The sequence below is a fragment of the Alicyclobacillus shizuokensis NBRC 103103 genome, from assembly GCF_001552255.1.
Classification (GTDB): Bacteria; Bacillota; Bacilli; order Alicyclobacillales; family Alicyclobacillaceae; genus Alicyclobacillus_G; species Alicyclobacillus_G shizuokensis.
In genome coordinates, this window is the sequence record NZ_BCQV01000004.1 from 103,763 (window position 1) to 122,250 (window position 18,488).

The window sequence follows — 18,488 nt, forward strand, 5'->3', positions numbered from 1 at the left end:
ATTTGTTATACTGGTCTCGTGGCCCGAGGTGAGGGTCATGCCACAGGGGGGGCGGTACCTGTCCAACAGGGATCGGTGGGCCCCATAGGGACTCGAGACCACATGGCAGAATTATCAGTAATTTATTGCATCCTGACAGCGATGAGGTGAGACGGTTGGCTGAATTGAGGTACAATCCGCTTCTCGGCGACTGGACGATGGTCGCTTCCAATCGCCAGAAGCGGCCCGACATGCCGAAGGACTACTGCCCCTTTTGCCCCGGATCTGGCAAGGTTCCCGAGCACTACGAGGTGCTTGTCTACGACAACGATTTTCCCGCCCTGTCGCCCAATCCTCCGCATCCCGACGACGTGGCGACGCCGTTGTACCAGGTGGCTGAAGCCTACGGCAAGTGCGAGGTGGTGCTGTATTCGCCAGAGCACACGACCACCCTGCCGCAGTTGTCCATCCCCCACATCCGCAAACTGGTGGATTTGTGGATTGACCGCTTCTCGGTGTTGGGTGAAGATCCGCGCCACCAATACGTGCTCATCTTCGAGAACCGCGGCCCCGAGGTGGGCGTGACGATGCCGCACCCACACGGCCAGATCTACGCCTATCCCTACGTGCCGCAGAAACTGCGCGTCGAACTGGAATCCTGCCGCAACCATCACGCTGCCACGGGCCATTGCTTGATCTGCGATATCAACCAGGAGGAGCTTCGCTTCGAGCAGCGCGTCGTCGCGGAGAACGATTCGTTCGTCGCCTTCATTCCGTTTTTTACCGATTATCCATATGGGGTGTTCATCAGCAGCCGTGCCCACAAATCGGCGATCACCGATTTGGACGACGCGGAACGAGACGATTTGGCCGCCATCCTGAAACGGGTGACAGCCGGCATGGACGCGTTGTTTGATCGAGAATTTCCGTACATGATGGTGATGCACCAGCGCCCGGTCCATGACCGGGACGCGGTGGCCTATTACCACTTCCACATTGAGTTCTACCCGCCGCTCAGGGACCGGAACAAGATCAAGTATTTGGCGTCCTCCGAAACCGGGGCGTGGGCGCCCTGCAACCCGACCGCGGTCGAAGAGACGGCGCCCAGATTGCGGGCGGCCATCGAGCAGGCGCGAAGGGGGAGTCGTGCATGACGGATCTGCGCGAGGCTTATCGGGCGTTTCTGAGCTTTTCTCCGGGGGCGGAGGGGTCATCCGCCCGTGCGGGTGTGCGCGTCTTCTTTGCGCCCGGTCGGGTCAATCTCATCGGCGAGCACATTGACTACAACGGCGGCCGGGTCTTTCCGGCGGCGCTGACGATGGGCACATGGCTGTTCGTGCGCCAGCGCGACGACGGGGTATTCCGGTTTGCCTCCAGTGCCTTTCCGAACACCGTGGAGCTCCGCGGCAGCGCGAAAGACTGGGTGTACCGCCCGGAGGACGACTTTGCCAACTACCCCAAGGGTGTATTATGGGTGATGGCTCAGCGGGGGCTCGCTCTGGCGGGCGGGGACTTCTACCTGCACGGCAATCTGCCGTACGGGGCCGGGTTGTCCAGCTCCGCTTCGGTCGAGGTGGCGACGGCGGTGGCCGTGCGCGATCTGCTGCAGGCGCAGCTTCCGGTCACGGATATCGCGAAACTGACGCAGCGGGCGGAGAACGAGTTCGTCGGCGTCAACTGCGGCATCATGGATCAGTTTGCCGTCGCGGCCGGTGAGGCGGACACCGCAATTGCGCTCAACTGCGCCACCCTCGATTATGAGTTGGTCCCGGCGCGGATGGAGGGGTGCCGCTTGGTCATCGCCAATACCAACCAGCGACGCGGGCTGGCCGACTCCAAGTACAACGAACGCCGTGCCGAGTGTGAGCGGGCGCTGGCCCAGGTGCAGGCGGTGCACCCGCTGGTCCGGCATTTGGCCGACATCCCGGCCGACCGCTGGGACGAGTTCGCCCCGCTCATCCAGGACGCCACGCTGCTGCGCCGGGCGCGCCACGTGGTGAGCGAGAACGGGCGCGTGAGCGCGGCCATCGCGGCGCTGCGCGGCGGCCGCTTGACCGAGTTCGGCCGCCTGCTCAACGCGTCGCACGAATCCCTGCGCGATGACTACGAGGTGACCGGTCAGGCGCTCGACGCGCTGGCGGAAGCCGCCTGGTCCGCCCCTGGCTGCCTGGGATCCCGGATGACCGGGGCCGGCTTCGGCGGCTGTACGGTCAGCTTGGTCGCGGACGACCAAGTCGAGGCGTTCCAGGCGCACGTGCGAGCGCGATACACAGAGGCGACCGGGCTCACCCCGTCGTTTTACGTGACGGACATCGGGCCTGGCGCCCGCGAGGTCACCGAGGAGGTAGAAGCCGCATGTCCATCTTGGTAACGGGGGGCGCCGGGTATATCGGCAGTCATACGGTGGCCGAGTTGTTGGCGCACGGGGAAGAGGTCGTGGTCGTGGACAACCTGGGCACAGGCCACGCGGCATCGGTGCTCGGGGCGCCCTTCTATGAGGCCGACATTCGCGATCACGACCGGATCGTCCACATTCTGCGCGAGCACGCGGTCGACACGGTGGTCCACTTCGCCGCCAACTCGCTGGTCGGCGAGAGCGTCAAAAATCCACTCAAGTACTATGAGAACAACGTGGCGGCGACGGCTCGGTTGTTGGGCGCCATGCTGGACGCCAACGTCAAGCGTATCGTCTTCTCGTCGACCGCCGCGGTCTACGGGGAGCCCGAGCGAACGCCCATCCGCGAAGACGACGCCACCGTCCCGACCAACCCCTACGGGGAGACGAAGTTGGCGATTGAGCGGATGTTCCATTGGTGCCGGGAGGCGTACGGGCTGTCGTCCATCAGCCTGCGCTACTTCAACGCCGCCGGGGCCCACCCGACGCTGCCGATTGGTGAGCATCACAATCCGGAAACACACTTGATTCCTATCATCCTGCAGGCGGCCCTCGGTCAGCGTCCGGAAGTGTCCATCTTCGGGGACGATTACCCGACGGTGGACGGGACTTGCGTTCGCGACTACATCCACGTGATGGACCTGGCCTCGGCCCATCGTCTGGCCGTGGAGCGGCTGCGTCGGTTGGAAAAGTCTGGGGAGACCGCGGCGGAGGCGTTCAACCTGGGCAACGGCGAGGGCTTTTCCGTGAAACAGGTGATTGACGTGGCCCGCGAGGTGACCGGGTGCGCCATCCCGGCTGTGGTCGGCCCGCGCCGCGCGGGCGATCCGGCCGTCCTTGTGGCCTCCTCCGACAAAGCGCGCGAGGTGTTGGGATGGCGACCCGAGCGGGCGGACCTGCGCGAGATTGTGGATTCGGCCTGGCGCTGGCACCGTTCCCATCCCCATGGCTATGAGCGGTGAAAATCGTGATTCAGCAACAAAGGGTTGTAGTGTGCGGGAGCCGAGTCGGCTCCCGTAGTTGTTTGGATCGGAAATAATACAATCTTTTTTCATTGGCACAAAAATTGCGTGACTCGCAAATCGTTTAGAGAAGGCCTAAGATAGATTTCAACAGGGGAGAAACGGGTACTCTGACGTGACTTACCACTGTCTCGTAATGAATGTTCAAGATCGGCATCTCTTGAAGTAAGCAAGGAAGAGGAGGGACGTTCTTGCGACGCACGTTCAAGGGAATCGCGGCAGCGTCTGCGGTTGTCGGGACCATGACTGTACCCACGTCGGTATGGGCGGCATCCACGCATTACAATACGACCAAAGTCGCACACGAATCTATAACCAAACTTCATAGCCTTTTAGTCAATCAGAAGGAATCATTCACAGTGACCATCAAGGACGCGCACAACAAGGCCATCAGCGGGGCACTGGTGTACTTTCACAGCTACGACCGGAGTGTGGCCACGGCTTCTGCGGGCCATGTGGTGACCAACAAGAGCGGTCAGGCCAAGGTGACCATCAGCGGCCACAAGGCTGGGTCCACCTGGTTGAAGGTAACGGTGAACGGCCTGTCGCACTGGTATAAGGTGACGGTGACCGCTCCGGCGGCGCCGACGGTGAGCATCAGCGGTCTGAGCAATGGGCAAGTTGTCACATTGGCCTCGCAAAAGGTCACCGTGAACAGCAATGAGAAGTCCGTCAAGCTGTATCTGAACGGTAAGCCGCAGAGCGGCAGTAAGTTGCAGAACGGTCGTTTCGCCTTTTCCCTGAAACTGCGCGATGGCAAGAACACCATCACCGCTGTCGCCACCAATGGTCTCCAGACCAAGAAACAGAGTATCGACGTAACCTATTCGTTTTTCAGCAATGTGGATTTGCGCTATCCGGCACCGGCTTCGGTCACCGCCAGTCAAATGGACAAGTGGATTGCCGCCAATCATAAGGGAGACATGGAGGGGTTGGGTTCATACTTTGTCAATGCCCAAAATCAGTATGGAGCCAATGCCACGTATTTGCTGGCCCATGCGGCTTTAGAGACAGGGTGGGGAACCAGTGACTTGGCATTGAAGAAGAATAACTGGTTTGGCTACGGGGCTTACGGCGACGACGCCTACGGTTACGGCGGTATGTTTCCTTCCAGCGAATATGCCATTATGTTTGAGGCATGGGAGGTCCGACAAAATTACTTAACGCCTGGGGCCACCCATGACGGCGGCTCTCCGACATTAACCGGAATGAGCAAGGCAAATTACGCCTCGGATCCAGAATGGGCCACTAGCATCGGGGAGATCATGAACGAATATGTGTCTCAAACTGGCGGTTCGAAGAGTGATTATGTACAATATCAGTCTTCCAACAAAGCGCCGGCGCCTTTATCGAGCACCGAGCCCGTGTACAAAGTCGGCACGGATGCCATGGCAGAGGTGGCTCCCACATCGCCGTACAGCTCCCTGCCTGTCTTTCCGAGCCTGAGCGCGGATGCTGAGGACGATTTCTTGTACGGTACCTTATCCCAGACGACGTCAGCGACGTCATTCCCTGCAGTGAAGCAACTCCAACAGGCATTGAATCAGGATCCGTACGTCTATCCCAAATTGACGGTGGACGGATTGTTCGGCCCCCAAACCGCTCAGGCGGTGGAACAGTACCAGCAGGCACACGGACTGTCTGTGACCGGAGTTTGTGATGACGCGACATGGGCGCAGCTATTCCCAGCCACCGGAACATCCTTACACAAGGGGCAAGTGTACCATATTGACGAAATGGCGGAATTCCTGACCACAGGCATGTCAGGCGGAAATAAAGAGTTTGCCACATTGTGGTATCACATCGTTAACCTCGGGTGGGTGCCTTCAACGGAAGTCCAGCTGGATAACGTGTACCAGGTCATCCCGTCCACAGGATACTCGGTGAAACTGACGGGCACCAGCGGTTCGGTCACATTGCATCGTGGCGACTTTGCTGTGCAGAACTCCAAGGGACAGTTGGAGGTGTACAATCAGCAGACGGGAAAACTTATCGTTGGATTGCCCAGTGCGCCCGTCAATCTTGAGAAATTCACCATGCCCGAAGTACACGGTAGTTGAGGTTCGTACCGATTCATGGCGATACCGTTGCAAGCGCGGCCGCCGCTGGTGTCACAGATCTGATGTCTTACGCGGCCTGTGCCTCGGTGGCGCCCGTTCACCCGTTGACCACGGTGCCGCCGTTGACATGCAGAACCTGGCCGGACACGTAGGACGAATCGTCCGTCGCCAGGTATACATAAGCAGGGGCGAGTTCGCAGGGCTGCCCGGCCCGCTTCAGCGGCGTGTTGGAGCCAAAGTGGGTCACCTGTTCCGCGGGGCTGGTGGAGGGGATGAGCGGCGTCCAGATAGGGCCCGGAGCTACGCCGTTGACTCGGATGCCGCGCCCGGCCAGGGACAACGACAGGGAGCGGGTGAAGGTGACGATGGCCCCTTTCGTCGCCGAATAGTCGATGAGGCCCGCATTCCCCTCATAGGCAGTGACCGACGCGGTATTGATGATGGCGGCCCCAGATTGGAGGTATGGGAGCGCCGCCTTGACCATATAAAAATAGGAAAAGACGTTGGTGCGAAACGTGCGCTCCAGCTGTTCCGCAGAGATCTTCTCGACGCTGTCCTGCGGGTGTTGCTCGGCCGCATTGTTGACGAGAACATCCAAGCGTCCCATGGCCTTGACGAGGCGACGGACTGCATCGCGGCAAAAGGCCTCGTCTCCCACGTCGCCCGCTTCGAGTACGCAGCGCCGCCCCAACTGCTCGACGCGCGCCTTCGTGGCCTCGGCGTCTTCATGTTCGTCGAGGTACACGATGCCCACATCCGCCCCTTCCTTCGCAAACACGATGGCAACGGCGCGGCCTATACCGCTGTCTCCGCCGGTGATGATGGCGGCTCGCCCGGCCAGCTTTCCGGCCGCCTTGTAGTTTGGGTCTTCCGCCGTGGGCAGTGGGTTCATCACCGATTCAAGCCCCGGTTGACGATCCTGATGTTGGGCGGGAAAGAACTGTGGAAAGGATGTTTGGACGGTCATGCTGCGCCTCCATTGAACTGGGTTGGTGACTTAGTTGCATCTTTCCCCATTTTGCGTGATGTCATGTTGGCTGGGAGCCGCCGTTGTCCGCACTCGCGTGGTTCGATTCAAGGCTTGTGGTGGGGGTTCCTGTATCCCAAGACGGGGGCGCCGTCCTACACACATCGGACAGGCGCGTCCTTGGCAAAAACCCGTCCCGAGCCTCACCGGCCCGGGACGGGCGAATGAACACTGTCTTCAGCCTTTAACCGTCAGCGTCAGCGGTTTTCCGTTGATGTCCCACTCCTTGGTCAGATCGCCTTCCATGCTGCCAAAATGGACATCGCGAATCAGGACAGTCCGGGCAATCCGCTCCTGATGGCGGCGCAGAATGGCCAGCACCTCCTCGTCCCCGTAGGCGGCGAACACAACCTTGGCCGTCACCTCATAGTCGACCTCTTTGCGCATCATCTGCATTTTGGAGATGATTTCCCGGACAAACCCTTCCTCAATGAGTTCTGGCGTCAACTGGGTGTTGAGGCCGACGAATCCACGGCCGGAGACGTCGATAAGACCCGGAAATGCCGCGTGGTAGCGGATTTCCGCCATGTCGCGGGTGATAACGCGCCCGGCCAACTCCACCCTGCCCTCGGCCGCAAACGCAGCCATCACCTGCGGAGCCGCCTGCTTGGCCGCCTGGTTGATGGCCGGCACTTCTTTTCCGTAGGCCCGGCCGACTTCTTTCAGGTTGAGGAACAGCTCCGGACGGGCAATCTCCTCCAGCTGCACAAAGGCAACCTCCTTGACGTTCAACTCCTCGGCCAGGATGTCGGTGAACTTGCTCAGCACATCCTGCAGGTTTCGCGGCAGATAGAGCGTGGAGAGCGGTTGCCTTATTTTCAGCTTGCTTTCGTTGCGCAGGTGCCGCGCGGATTCCACCGCCCAGAGAACCCAGTCCATCTCATCCAAGAGGCGTTCGTCCGCGAGGTCCACGTCCGCGACTGGGAAGTCGCACAGGTGGACGCTGACGGGAGCGGTCTCGTCCCAACTGCGCACGACATTTTGGTACAGTTCCTCCGCGATGAACGGGGTCAGGGGCGCAATCAGCTTGGCCACAGTCGCCAGGACTTCGTACAGGGTCAAGAACGCCGCTGCCTTGTCCGCCTCCATGCCGCCCGCCCAGAACCGCTCGCGGTTGCGGCGCACGTACCAGGTCGACAAGTCGTTGACCAAACCCTGGATCTGGCGCGCTGCCGTGGTCGCGTCGAACGCCGCCAGGGCCTCGTCCGCGCGCCGGATGGTATCGTGCAGGCGGGCCAGAATCCAGCGGTCCATGAGCGGCCGCTCGGCCACCGGCACGTGATGCTCGGCCGGGCAGAAGCCGTCGATGCCAGCGTACAGCGCGTAGAAGGCGTGCACGTTCTGCAGAAGGTCGATAAACTTCGCCTTGGCCTCCGCCACCGCTCGGTGGTAGAAGCGCTGCGAGTTCCACGGCTGGGTGTTGACCAGGAAATAGAAGCGCAGCGCGTCCGCACCGTGCAGGTCGAAAGCCTCAAACGGATCGATCACGTTGCCTTTCGACTTGGACATCTTCTTGCCGTCCTCGTCCACCACGTGGCCCAGCACCAGCACGTTTTTATACGGGGCCATTCCCTTGACCAGCGACGAAATGGCCAACAGGCTGTAGAACCAGCCGCGTGTCTGATCAATCGCCTCGCAGACGTAATCGGCCGGGTACAGCCGGTGGAATTGCTCCTGGTTCTCAAATGGGTAGTGCCACTGGGCAAACGGCATGCTGCCGGAGTCAAACCAGACGTCGATGACCTCGGGCACCCGCTCCATCCGGCCGCCGCACGCGCAGGTCCAGCGGACATCGTCGATGTACGGCTTGTGCAGCTCCTGCGGCAACCGGCCGGCCCGCTCCTTCAGCTCGGCCTTCGATCCGATGCACTCGGTGCGCCCGCAGCGGTCGCACACCCAAATCGGCAGTGGAGTGCCCCAATAGCGGCTGCGCGACAGGTTCCAATCGACCAGGTTTTCCAGAAAATTTCCCATGCGGCCGTCGCGGATGTGCTCCGGGATCCAATGGACGCCGCGCGAGTTTTGGATGACCTCGGCCTTGATGGCGGTCATGCGGATGAACCAGCTGTCAATCGCGTAATACAACAAGGGCGTGTCGCAGCGCCAGCAGTGGGGGTACGCGTGTTCGTGCTTGCCCTTGTCATAGACCAGACCGCGCGCCGCCAGGTGCTTGACGATATCCACGTTGACTTGTTCATCCTTGACGAAGCGGCCGGCGAAGTCGCTGACGGTGTCGGTGAAGTGGCCGGAAAGGTCAACAAAATTGACAAACACCACGCCGTTTTCCTGACAGACGCGGTAGTCGTCCTCGCCGAAGGCCGGCGCCATGTGCACGACGCCGGTGCCGGATTCGTCGGTCACGTGGTTGGAGGTGACGACGACGTGTTTTTGCCCGTCGACGGTCACGTACGGAAACACCGGTTGATAGCGCAGGCCGGCCAACTCCGCGCCGGTGCAGGCGGTGATGACGCGTCGCTCCTCCGTCAGGTAGTGCTCTTTGCGGCCCTCCGCGACAACGTAGTTCTCCTTGGCCGCCGCGTCATGAATCAGCACGTACGTAAACTCCGGGTTGACCGCCAGCGCCACATTGCTCGGCAGCGTCCAGGGGGTGGTTGTCCAGGCCAGGATGTATGTCGGGGTGTCATCCGGCAACTGTCCCTGCGCGAACACCCGCGCGACCTCCGATGGGTCAAGCAGGCGGAACTTGGCCGTCACCGATAAGTCCTTGACATTCTTGTAGCCCTGCGCCACCTCATGGCTAGACAGCGTGGTTTCGCAGTGTGGGCAGTAAGGGCTCACCCGGTGGCCTTTGTACAGCAGGCCTTTGTCGTAGATGGTTTTCAACAGGTGCCAGACCGATTCAATATAATCGTCTGTCAGCGTCATGTACGGGTTATCCAGGTCCACCCAATAGCCCAGCCGCTCAGACAGTTCCCGCCACGTCTGTTCGTAAGTGAAGACACTGTTCTTGCACTCTTGGACAAAGCGTTCAATCCCGAACTCCTGAATCTGCTTCTTGCCGCTGATGCCAAACTTTTTTTCCACTTCAATCTCGACGGGCAGGCCGTGTGTGTCCCAGCCCGCCTTGCGCGTGACGTGAAACCCCTTCATCGTCCGGTAGCGCGGGTAGACATCCTTCATCACCCGGGTCAGCACGTGGCCGGGGTGGGGCCGCCCGTTTGCGGTCGGGGGACCTTCGTAGAACACGAACTCCGGGCTGCCCTCGCGCATCCGCTCGCTCTCCCGGAACACGTCGTGCTCCCGCCAAAACGAGAGCACGCGCTGCTCGCGCGCTTTGGCCGGTTCCTTGGCGTCCACTTTTCGGTACATGGTTCATCCTCCTGCAGCGTCAATGGCGGAATGTGTCGGGGTGCGGCGGGGCTCTATAACAAAAACCTCTCGCCCCGTTTGGGGCGAGAGGACCTCCCGCTGTACCACCCAAGTTAGCCGCACATGGCCTGGCGCTGAGCCGGGGGTGCCTATGCGCACCCGGTCTTCACCATCGGCCATGAAAAAACTCTGCACCTGCCTGGCCGGCATGCCGCGATGCGGCGGGGCCGGATGGGTGCCGAGCTTGCCGCTCCATCTGCTCTCGATAACGGGAGAAACCGTCTGGGCCTACTGCCAACCCTCTGCAACCTGCTCGCCGGCGGGGCCGGGTTCAGCCAGCACCTCAAAGGGGATGTTCACCAGCCTGGGCGCGTGGGCTTTCACCTGCCCCCCACTCTCTGTGGCGTCCAAATGCTGGGTACTCGTCCTTCTCATCGGCCTTTGCTCATCGTTCCATCCGGCCGCGACACGGCCGGAAATTCACGCGTAATTGTAGCATAAATCGACGCCACGGCAAAGTTCCATCACCCAGTCCAGGCATAAATTGGGCTCGCGGGGGTTGGGCGGCCGTAGTACAATGACAACACCATCAAAGTGGGAGGTTGCAGACCTTGACTTCGAACAAGATAGGGTTCCCACTGGGGCCGTTTACAAAATACGAACTCAATCCTATCTTGGGACCGCAGGGGAATGGCTGGGAGGCCAAGGATCTGTTCAATCCGACCGCGGTCGCCAAGGACGGGAAGATATACATGCTGTACCGTGCCGAGGACCACAGCGGCAGCGGCCGTTGGAACGGCACCTCGCGCATCGGGCTTGCGTTCAGCGAGGATGGAATCCGCTTTCAACGCCATCCCCAGCCCGTGCTCGTGCCGACGGAGGGGTATGAGCTTCCGGGGGGGTGTGAGGATCCGCGTGTCACCCAGGTGGGGGCCACGTACTACATGACCTACACGGCGTTTGACGGCCGGAGCGCGTACCTGTGCCTGGCCACTTCGAAGGACCTGTTCACCTGGGAGAAACACGGGATATTGTTCCCTGAGTGGCGGGGCGGATCGGACAAGGTGTGGTCCAAGTCGGGAGCCATCCTGTCGACGCCGATAGACGGACGGTACGTCATGTACTTCGGCGACACCAGCATCTGGATGGCTCACTCGAAGGACCTCATCCACTGGACGCCGGTGGCGGAGCCGGTGCTACGTCCGTCCACCAATCCAGACGCCTTCGACAGCGCGCTCATCGAGCCCGGTCCGCAGCCAGTATTGACCGACCAGGGCATCCTCCTCATCTACAATGCCGCCCGGCGGATTGACAATCCGTCCAGTCCGCAGCATGGCCAGCTGCACTATGCGAGCGGCCAGGCGCTCTTGGCCAAGGAAGACCCGTTGCGAGTGCTCAAACGCACAACGGTTCCCTTCCTCACCCCGGGAACTCTGGACGAGCGGGTGGGCCAGGTGGACAATGTCGTGTTCGTCGAAGGGCTGGTGGAGCACAACGGTTTCTGGTACCTCTATTATGGCATGGCCGACTCGAAGATAGGGGTCGCGACGGCACCCGCTTCGGCGCGGGCTGAGGATGGGGAAGCGATGGCTTCCTGATCCAGCGGCTGGGCACTTCTTATTGCAGTGTCAGCAGCCGTTCGGCCAGCGCGAGGTCGGCGGGGTATGTGACTTTCAGGTTTCGCACGTCGCCTTCGACCACATGCACCGGAGCCAGTTGGAAGCGCAGAACCAGGCTGCAGTCGTCGCTGGCCAGCACAGGGGCCTGAGTGGCCATGGCCAATTGATGGGCGCGGCGGAGCACCTGCAGATGAAACGCCTGCGGGGTCTGCGCCCTCCACAGCCGGGCCCGGTCCGGTATGGCGTCGATGCGGCCCGAGTCGTTCACTTCAAACACGGTGTCGGTGGCCGGAATGGCGGCCGACACCGCCTTGTGTTGGTGCAGTGCGGACACGCACCGGGCTATCACCGCCTCGCTCACCAGCGGCCGGGCTGCGTCGTGGATCAAAACCCAGGCGTCCTCCTCCGCGATGGCGTCGATGCCGGCTTTGCTGCTTTGTTGACGGGTCTCGCCGCCGGGAACCACGCGTCGGAGCTTGGTGTAGCGATTGCGTCTCACGATGTGCCGGGTTCGTTCCTCTGTGTCCGGGTGTGCGACGAGAATCATCTCGTCGACGTGCGCGCTGGCTTCAAACGCGTCCAGGGCGTGCTCGAGAATCGTGCGCCCGGCGAGCGACAGAAACTGTTTGGGGACGCCGGCGCCCATGCGCTGTCCGGTCCCGGAGGCCAAAATCACCGCAAAAACCTTTCGCAACTCGAACAAACCCCTTACAATGGTCACGTACTGGATTTCGACACCGATTATACAAGTTTGTCTCGAATTCTGGTAGAAACCTGGTGGTGGCCTGTCCTCGTCCACACGCCCTGTCGTGGGACGAATCGGCGGCCGCTGAGGAGGGGAACGATGATGTCCACACCTTTGGCTGCACTGTCGTCCGCCCCTCTGCAGAAGGGGCGCGTATGGACGCTCAGCGGTGCTCACTTGATGAACGACCTGATGACCAGCGGTATCGTGCCGGCCCTGATGCCCCTGTACAAGTCGGCGTTCCATCTGAGCTACACCCAAGCCGGACTGGTTGTGCTGGTCTCGTACCTCACGTCTTCGGTATCGCAGCCGCTGTTCGGCATCCTGTCCGACCGGCGCCCGCAGGCTTGGCTCTTGCCGTTTGGCCTGCTGCTGGTCGGCGTGGGGCTGTCCTTGTCCGGGGTCGCCCCATCCTATCCTCTGTTGCTCCTGGCGGTGGCGGTGTCCGGGCTCGGTTCCGGCGTGTTTCACCCAGAGGCTTCGCGCGGTGCCCACTTGGCGGCGGGAAGCGCCAAGGGCACGGCCCAGTCCATCTTCCAGGTGGGCGGCAACGCCGGGCAGGCGCTCGGTCCGCTGGCCGTGCCGCTTCTGCGCGCCTACACCGGCATCCACGGGCTGCTGTGGTTTCTGGTAATCGGCGTGCTGGCGTTCTTGTTGACGATCCGGTTGGTGCCTTGGTACAAGGCCAACGCGCGCGGGCAGGCGGGCGCGCGTGCCTCACGGGCGGGGCAAGACCGGCCGTGGGCGATGGCGCTGCTGACCGTTGCCATCATCGCGCGCGCCTGGGCCCAGGTGGGGATTCCCGCGTTTCTGCCGTTTTTCTACGAGGAGCAGCACATGTCCCTCGACCAGGGCGAAATCTACAGCTTTTTGTTCTTGGGCGCCGGTGCGGTGGCGACGCTGTGCGGCGGCCCTCTGTCCGACCGGTTTGGCCGCAAGTGGCTGATGGTTGGGACGACACTCTTGGCGGTACCGTTTGCCTGGCTGCTGCCGCACACCCACGGCATCTGGGCGGCAGTGGACCTGGCGCTGCTCGGTTTTTGTATGCTCGCCACGTTCGCCGTCACGGTGGTCTACGGGCAGATGCTGCTGCCCGGGCGCATCGGGTTGGCGTCGGGACTGGTGATTGGCCTTGGCATCGGGGCCGCCGGCGTGGGCGCCGCGTTCATGGGCGGGCTGGCGGACCATTTTGGGGTGCAGTTCATCATCCATCTGTACGTCATCCTTCCGGCGCTGGCGGCGGTGTTGTTTGCGCTTCTGCCCAGCGATCGGGCCTTGGCGGCCGGCTCGGCGCGCTCCTGAGCGGCACCGGGCTGGAAGTGGGTGGCCGCTCCGCCCGTGCGGAGGGGTGAGGGTGCCTTACCAGAGGATAAGACCCACCACCGTGCTGACCACCAAACCCGCCAGCACGGGAACCAGGTTGCGTTTGGCGAGTTCGGTGACGTTCACACCCGCCATGGCAGCCACCGCGATGAGCGACGACCAGGCGATGAGCGTGCCGCCCCCGGACCAGACCGAGCCCATCTGCCCAATCGCTCCCAGCAGCGACGCGGTCTGCGGCTGGCCGGGGGCCAGCGCGCCGGCAACCGAGCCGACCAACGGCAACCCTGCAAAGCCAGATCCGTCCAGCCCTGTGACAAGCCCCAGAATGAGCACGCCGAATGCGGCTACCGCGCTGCCAGGCGGGAGAGCGTGGCTGACGTGCACCGCCGCGTCAAACAAAAACCCGGGCGCTCCTTGGCCGAGAATCCCCTTTGCTCCGTCGGGGCTGCCCAGGTAGAAGAAGCCAGCAATGGGGATGACCGGCCCCATGGCCCGGAACGAGAACGTGAATCCTTCCACCAGGTGATGGCTCACCCGCTCCAGTCCCCCCATACCGCGCCCTCCTCCGGCCAGTCCGAGGATGACCAACAAAAGCGCTCCCACTCCCCCAAGCAGGGCGGTGGCATCACTGCCCTTGAGCTGAAACACGTACAAGGCGGCCATCACGGCGACCAGAAACACCGGCACGACAACGGCGAACACCAAAGCCCGGCAGCTGGCGAGCGGTGGGCTTGGGCCTCCCTGGGAGGTCGCGGCCATCTCCAATTGGCTGTCGCCGAGCATGCCGGCTACCTGCATCCGGTCTTCGGCAGACTGTCGGCGGAACTGTCTGATTTCCTGGCGCTGCATCAGGTAGGCCAGCGGGATCGCCACGGCGCCTGTGACCCCGGTGAGGATACCGCCCTTGACCAGTACCAGGGTCAGCGGAACGCCGGCGGCGCCGGCCGTGATGCTCGGTGCCCCCTGAATCACCACGTCGCCGGCGAGGGCCATGCCCTGGCCAGCCAGGGCCACCGCCGCGGCTGCCGCCAGCGGGCTGAGGCCGGCCCGCACTGCCGCCGGGATGAGCAATGCGCCGACCAGTGGGATGGCCGGGGTTGGCCAAAAGAACAAAGAGATGGCCGCTGTCGCGAGGACCAACACGATGTAGGCGACCAGAGGGTTTCGCATCAGCTTCTGAATCGGCCGCACCATGTACACGTCGGCGCCGATGTGGTGGGCCGCCCGCAGCATGGCGACCATAATGGAGATGATCAAGAAGACGTTGAACAGCTGCGTCGCCGCATACAAGTCGGCGTTGAATATCGATTCCATGGCGGCAATCAGAGAGCCCTGATAGGCCCACGCGGCCAAGAACGTGAAGATGAGGCTGGGCACCACCAGGTTCTTGCGGAAAACCATGGTCAGCACGACAGCCAGCGCCCCCAACAGGTAGACCCAGTGTGCGAGCGTCATATCCATCACCCCCAGCAGCCTATGTGCGCGCCCACGGCCGGGTGAGGCCCGGTTTGTCGTCAAACCGTCGCTTTTTCTCGCCAGGACCCCTCGATTTTGACGCCCAATCCACGTACTCTATCCTTGAGTCCTTACGCCATCTGTCAGGGAAAGGGAATCTTCGCCGCAGGATCAGACCTGGCCGGGAAGGAGACGGAGGACCCATGAAAAGGAAGTATATCGCACGCATCGTGATCGCCTTTGCGGCGATCGTTGTCATCTTTGTCGGCGTGTTTGTGGCTTTGGTGGAACTGATGCCGTTTGACGCATCGAAACTGGAACTGAATACCACCCCAACGGTGGTCTACGACAAGGACGGGCATCAGCTGGCCACCATCAGCGCGCCGGGGAGCAACGATATCTCCTATCAGGACATCCCGCAAAATCTCCAGGAAGCCGTGGTGGCGACCGAGGACCGCAACTATTGGCAGGGGTCCAGTATCGATGTCCGGGGCCTGTTGCGGGCGGTGTTTGTGGACCTGTGGACAGGGAGTTTGTCCCAGGGCGGCAGCACGATTCAAGAACAATTGGCGAAAATCGTGTATCTGACGGATAAGAAGACGTTCTCACGCAAGTTTCAGCAGATTGTCCTGGGTGTCCAGATTGACCGCCACTTCAGCAAGCAAGAGATTCTGGCCATGTACCTCAACCGGGCGTACTTCGGCGAGGGAGCCACCGGCATTCGCGAGGCGGCCATCCGTTACTTTGGGGTGGACCTGGCCAAGCACCCGGATCAACTGACGCTCAACCAGGCGGCGACCTTGGCCGGGCTGTTGCAGGCGCCCAGCGCCTACGATCCGATTGCGCACGAGGCGGCGGCCGAAAAGCGGCGCAACCAGGTGCTGGAGAACATGGTCAAGTACGGGAATCTCAGCGAGGCCGAGGCCAAGCGGGTCGAGGCCCAGAAGATCAATGCCTCGTTCCACAACCTGCCTGGCGACATCTGGGACAAAAACCCGATGTTGGCCCGGTTCTTGTTTGATTACGCGGAGCAAAACGGCATCGACAAAGACCTGTTGTCGCAGGGCGGGTTGAAGGTCTATACGACCATCGATCCGCAGGTGCAATCGGCTTTGAACACTGTGTTCTATAAGAGCAACAACTACAACAACCACTTTGAACCGGCTGTCCATGGCCAACCGGTACCCGCCGCCGCCGTGTTTGTGGACCCGAAGACGGGCGGCATCCTGGGCGCCGCGACGGGGCATGGGGCCAATGCGGTGAACGGGATCGACCGGGTGTACGAGTATGGCTCGCCCGGCTCTTCCATCAAGCCGGTGCTCGACTACGGCCCGGCACTGGAAGAGGGCAAAATCACCCCGAACACGGTGCTGGACAACCAGCCGCACGACTTTGGCCACGGGTTTTACCCGCGAAACGACGAGCCGATGCCATCCCGTGTGACCGTGCGCTGGGCGCTGGCCCACTCGGCCAACGTGGCGGCCTGCACGGTGCTGCAGATGATTGGCATCGACAACGGAATCCAGTTTGCGGAGAACATGGGCCTGCAGTTTACGCAGAGCGACCATCAACACCTGGGCATCGCCATCGGCGGTATGCAGAAGGGTGTGACGCCGATGCAGATGGCCCAGGCCTATTCGGCGTTTGACAACGGCGGCGTCATGGAGCAGGCGCACCTGATCCGGCGCATTGTCAACCAATCCGGGGACGAAATCTACAATTTTGCCCCGGCCGCCAAGCGGGTGATGAGTGAGCGCACCGCGCAAGTCATGACCGACCTTTTGACCGACGTGGTCAGCTACGGCACCGGCACCGGCGCCCAGCTTCCCGGCTGGGGAGTGGCCGGTAAGACCGGAACGGTGCAGTACGACTCGTCGCAAAACGGGGGCCACCAGGATTGGGTGCGCCTGGCCTGGTTTGATGGCTACACACCAAACATGGTCGGCAGCATCTACATGGGATGGAACTACGACGGCCCAGGGCCGGAATATCACATGCTCAGCAGCGACCAGCCGTCTTATATGTGTTCGCAGATCTTCGGCGATGTGATTCGTCTGGCCGAGCAGGGACGCACGCCCGAGCAGTTTGACCTGTCGCAGGCCGGCAGCGAATCGACGCAGCCCTCCACTCAGACCAAAACGGCCGTGAAGGGGTTGCACGCGTCCTGGGACGCCACGCGCGGCAGCGTCGAGCTGTCTTGGCAGTCCGACCTGACCGGAGATGTGAACTTCATCATCTCGCGTTCGGGCGGCGGCACCAGCTCCACCCAGATTGGCGAGACGGCGAGCCTCAACTTCTACGATGCCAACGTCAGCGAAGGGCAGACGTACACCTACACCGTCCAGGCGGTCGATCCGGCCAGCGGATCGAAGGTGGGCAGCCCGGCTTCCCTCACGGTCAGGGTGGAGGCGCCGGCATCGCCGCCGGAGAACTCGACAAACAACGGGGTTGGTGAGGGAAATTCCATGGCCCCCGGTACTCCGGGGGCGCCGGAGAACGGCACGGGCAGCACGACCGCCAACAACTCCGTCAACAACACCACGGGCGCGGTCCCGCCCACCAATTCCACGGGCAACAACACGGTCCCCACGGGCCCGGTCGGGACGGGTAACGAAGGAGCGACGGGAGGCCCGGTGCCGCCGGTCCAGGGCGGCGGAAGCAATACCGGCAGCGGCGTCGGTAACACTCAGCCGAGCAGCGGTGCGAACAGCGAGGCCAAGACGGGCGGGACCAACTCCACAAAAGGATGAAACCGAGGAGAGGGGGCGCGAGCTTGCGCGCAGTTGTGATTTTGAGCGGCGGTCTGGACAGCACGACCTGCATGGGCATCGCGCAGGACGCCGGGTACGAGTTGTTTCCCATTACCTTCGACTATGGGCAGCGCCACCGGATTGAGTTGGAGAAGGCGCAGGCGGTGGCGCGCCACTACCGCGTGGCGGAGCACCGGGTGGTCCAGCTTGATTTTCTCTCCCAGTTCGGCGGCAGCGCCTTGACCGACCGGTCGCTGGCGGTGCCGACAGGAGGCGTGAGCCCGGAGAACGAGATCCCCATCACGTACGTTCCGGGGCGCAACCTCATCTTTTTGTCCATTGCCGCCTCGTACGCGGAGGTCAAGGGAGCAGAGGCGCTATACATCGGCGTCAACGCTCTCGACTACAGCGGCTATCCGGATTGTCGCCCAGCCTTCATCTCGGCTGTGCAAGAGGTGCTCCGTGTGGGCACCAAGGCGGGCGTCGAGGGTCGGCCCATACGCATCGAGACGCCGCTTTTGCACTTGACCAAGGCCGAGATCATCCGCTTGGGTATGCGCCTTGGCGTGCCCTACGAGCTCACCACTTCCTGCTACAACGGTCAGGAGGTGGCGTGTGGCGAGTGCGACAGCTGCCGGCTGCGCTTGAAAGGGTTCGCGGAGGCGGGGGTTGAAGATCCGATTCCGTATCGGGTGCGGGCCTGAAACCCCGCTCGGATTCGTCGGACCGGTGGCTCCTTTTTCCCAGGGTCCGCATGCGGACAGTCCAAATCCGGCAACACTA

Annotated in this window: 13 protein-coding genes; 8 read left to right on the forward strand and 5 right to left on the reverse strand. The window is 62.1% G+C overall.

The annotated features are described in order from the left end of the window. The first annotated feature begins 155 nt into the window (after positions 1-155). The 4 genes from galT (at position 156) to ASH01S_RS02230 (ending at position 5,456) form a co-directional block, all read left to right on the forward strand. On the forward strand, positions 156-1,133 hold the full coding sequence (galT, locus tag ASH01S_RS02215; protein ID WP_067922745.1) for a galactose-1-phosphate uridylyltransferase: 978 nt from the start codon (positions 156-158) through the stop codon (positions 1,131-1,133). Beyond that, positions 1,130-2,350 carry a galactokinase gene (locus tag ASH01S_RS02220; protein ID WP_083516743.1) on the forward strand — a complete coding sequence of 407 codons (1,221 nt, stop codon included), beginning with the start codon at positions 1,130-1,132 and terminating at the stop codon, positions 2,348-2,350. The genes galT and ASH01S_RS02220 overlap by 4 nt, the downstream gene beginning before the upstream one ends. Continuing rightward, complete coding sequence (gene galE, locus ASH01S_RS02225) at positions 2,335-3,336, forward strand: UDP-glucose 4-epimerase GalE (RefSeq protein WP_067922747.1); 1,002 nt, start codon at positions 2,335-2,337, stop codon at positions 3,334-3,336. Before ASH01S_RS02220 ends, galE begins: the two co-directional genes overlap by 16 nt. A 251-nt stretch (positions 3,337-3,587) precedes the next feature. Then, positions 3,588-5,456 (forward strand): glucosaminidase domain-containing protein, encoded by a 1,869-nt coding sequence (locus ASH01S_RS02230; protein WP_067922750.1) that lies wholly within the window; start codon positions 3,588-3,590, stop codon positions 5,454-5,456. 97 nt (positions 5,457-5,553) lie between these two features. Here the strand turns inward: ASH01S_RS02230 and ASH01S_RS02235 are convergent, their stop codons facing one another. From ASH01S_RS02235 to ASH01S_RS18275, 3 genes are all read right to left on the reverse strand, one after another. Then, a complete protein-coding gene (locus tag ASH01S_RS02235; protein WP_067922754.1) occupies positions 5,554-6,423 on the reverse strand; it encodes an SDR family oxidoreductase in 870 nt (289 codons plus the stop codon). Between the two features lie 237 nt (positions 6,424-6,660). Beyond that, positions 6,661-9,813 (reverse strand): isoleucine--tRNA ligase, encoded by a 3,153-nt coding sequence (gene ileS / locus ASH01S_RS02240; protein WP_067922757.1) that lies wholly within the window; start codon positions 9,811-9,813, stop codon positions 6,661-6,663. Between the two features lie 288 nt (positions 9,814-10,101). Then, positions 10,102-10,248, reverse strand: coding sequence for a hypothetical protein (locus ASH01S_RS18275; protein WP_157066946.1), 147 nt, complete (start codon positions 10,246-10,248; stop codon positions 10,102-10,104). Between the two features lie 176 nt (positions 10,249-10,424). Between ASH01S_RS18275 and ASH01S_RS02245 the strand changes: the two genes are divergently transcribed. Then, entirely contained in the window at positions 10,425-11,411 is a 987-nt protein-coding gene (locus ASH01S_RS02245) for a glycoside hydrolase family 130 protein (protein ID WP_245628897.1), read from the forward strand. 19 nt (positions 11,412-11,430) lie between these two features. Here ASH01S_RS02245 and ispD read toward each other — a convergent pair whose 3' ends face one another. Continuing rightward, positions 11,431-12,126, reverse strand: coding sequence for a 2-C-methyl-D-erythritol 4-phosphate cytidylyltransferase (ispD, locus tag ASH01S_RS02250; protein WP_067922759.1), 696 nt, complete (start codon positions 12,124-12,126; stop codon positions 11,431-11,433). 153 nt (positions 12,127-12,279) lie between these two features. Between ispD and ASH01S_RS02255 the strand changes: the two genes are divergently transcribed. After that, positions 12,280-13,479, forward strand: coding sequence for an MFS transporter (locus ASH01S_RS02255; RefSeq protein ID WP_067922918.1), 1,200 nt, complete (start codon positions 12,280-12,282; stop codon positions 13,477-13,479). 57 nt (positions 13,480-13,536) lie between these two features. Here ASH01S_RS02255 and ASH01S_RS02260 read toward each other — a convergent pair whose 3' ends face one another. Continuing rightward, entirely contained in the window at positions 13,537-14,955 is a 1,419-nt protein-coding gene (locus ASH01S_RS02260; protein ID WP_067922762.1) for a hypothetical protein, read from the reverse strand. Between the two features lie 203 nt (positions 14,956-15,158). Here ASH01S_RS02260 and ASH01S_RS02265 point away from each other — a divergent pair, with 203 nt between their 5' ends. Continuing rightward, entirely contained in the window at positions 15,159-17,705 is a 2,547-nt protein-coding gene (locus ASH01S_RS02265; RefSeq protein WP_067922764.1) for a transglycosylase domain-containing protein, read from the forward strand. Then, on the forward strand, positions 17,702-18,409 hold the full coding sequence (queC, locus tag ASH01S_RS02270; protein ID WP_067922767.1) for a 7-cyano-7-deazaguanine synthase QueC: 708 nt from the start codon (positions 17,702-17,704) through the stop codon (positions 18,407-18,409). Before ASH01S_RS02265 ends, queC begins: the two co-directional genes overlap by 4 nt. Positions 18,410-18,488: the final 79 nt, after the last annotated feature.

Bases quoted from the DNA above. Each gene is read 5' to 3' on its own strand.
- ASH01S_RS02220 (WP_083516743.1), top strand. From the start codon at position 1,130: ATGACGGATCTGCGCGAGGCTTATCGGGCGTTTCTGAGCTTTTCTCCG.
- galE (WP_067922747.1), top strand. From the start codon at position 2,335: ATGTCCATCTTGGTAACGGGGGGCGCCGGGTATATCGGCAGTCATACG.
- ASH01S_RS02235 (WP_067922754.1), bottom strand. From the start codon at position 6,423: ATGACCGTCCAAACATCCTTTCCACAGTTCTTTCCCGCCCAACATCAG.
- ileS (WP_067922757.1), bottom strand. From the start codon at position 9,813: ATGTACCGAAAAGTGGACGCCAAGGAACCGGCCAAAGCGCGCGAGCAG.
- ASH01S_RS18275 (WP_157066946.1), bottom strand. From the start codon at position 10,248: ATGAGAAGGACGAGTACCCAGCATTTGGACGCCACAGAGAGTGGGGGG.
- ASH01S_RS02255 (WP_067922918.1), top strand. From the start codon at position 12,280: ATGTCCACACCTTTGGCTGCACTGTCGTCCGCCCCTCTGCAGAAGGGG.
- ASH01S_RS02260 (WP_067922762.1), bottom strand. From the start codon at position 14,955: ATGACGCTCGCACACTGGGTCTACCTGTTGGGGGCGCTGGCTGTCGTG.
- ASH01S_RS02265 (WP_067922764.1), top strand. From the start codon at position 15,159: ATGAAAAGGAAGTATATCGCACGCATCGTGATCGCCTTTGCGGCGATC.
- queC (WP_067922767.1), top strand. From the start codon at position 17,702: ATGAAACCGAGGAGAGGGGGCGCGAGCTTGCGCGCAGTTGTGATTTTG.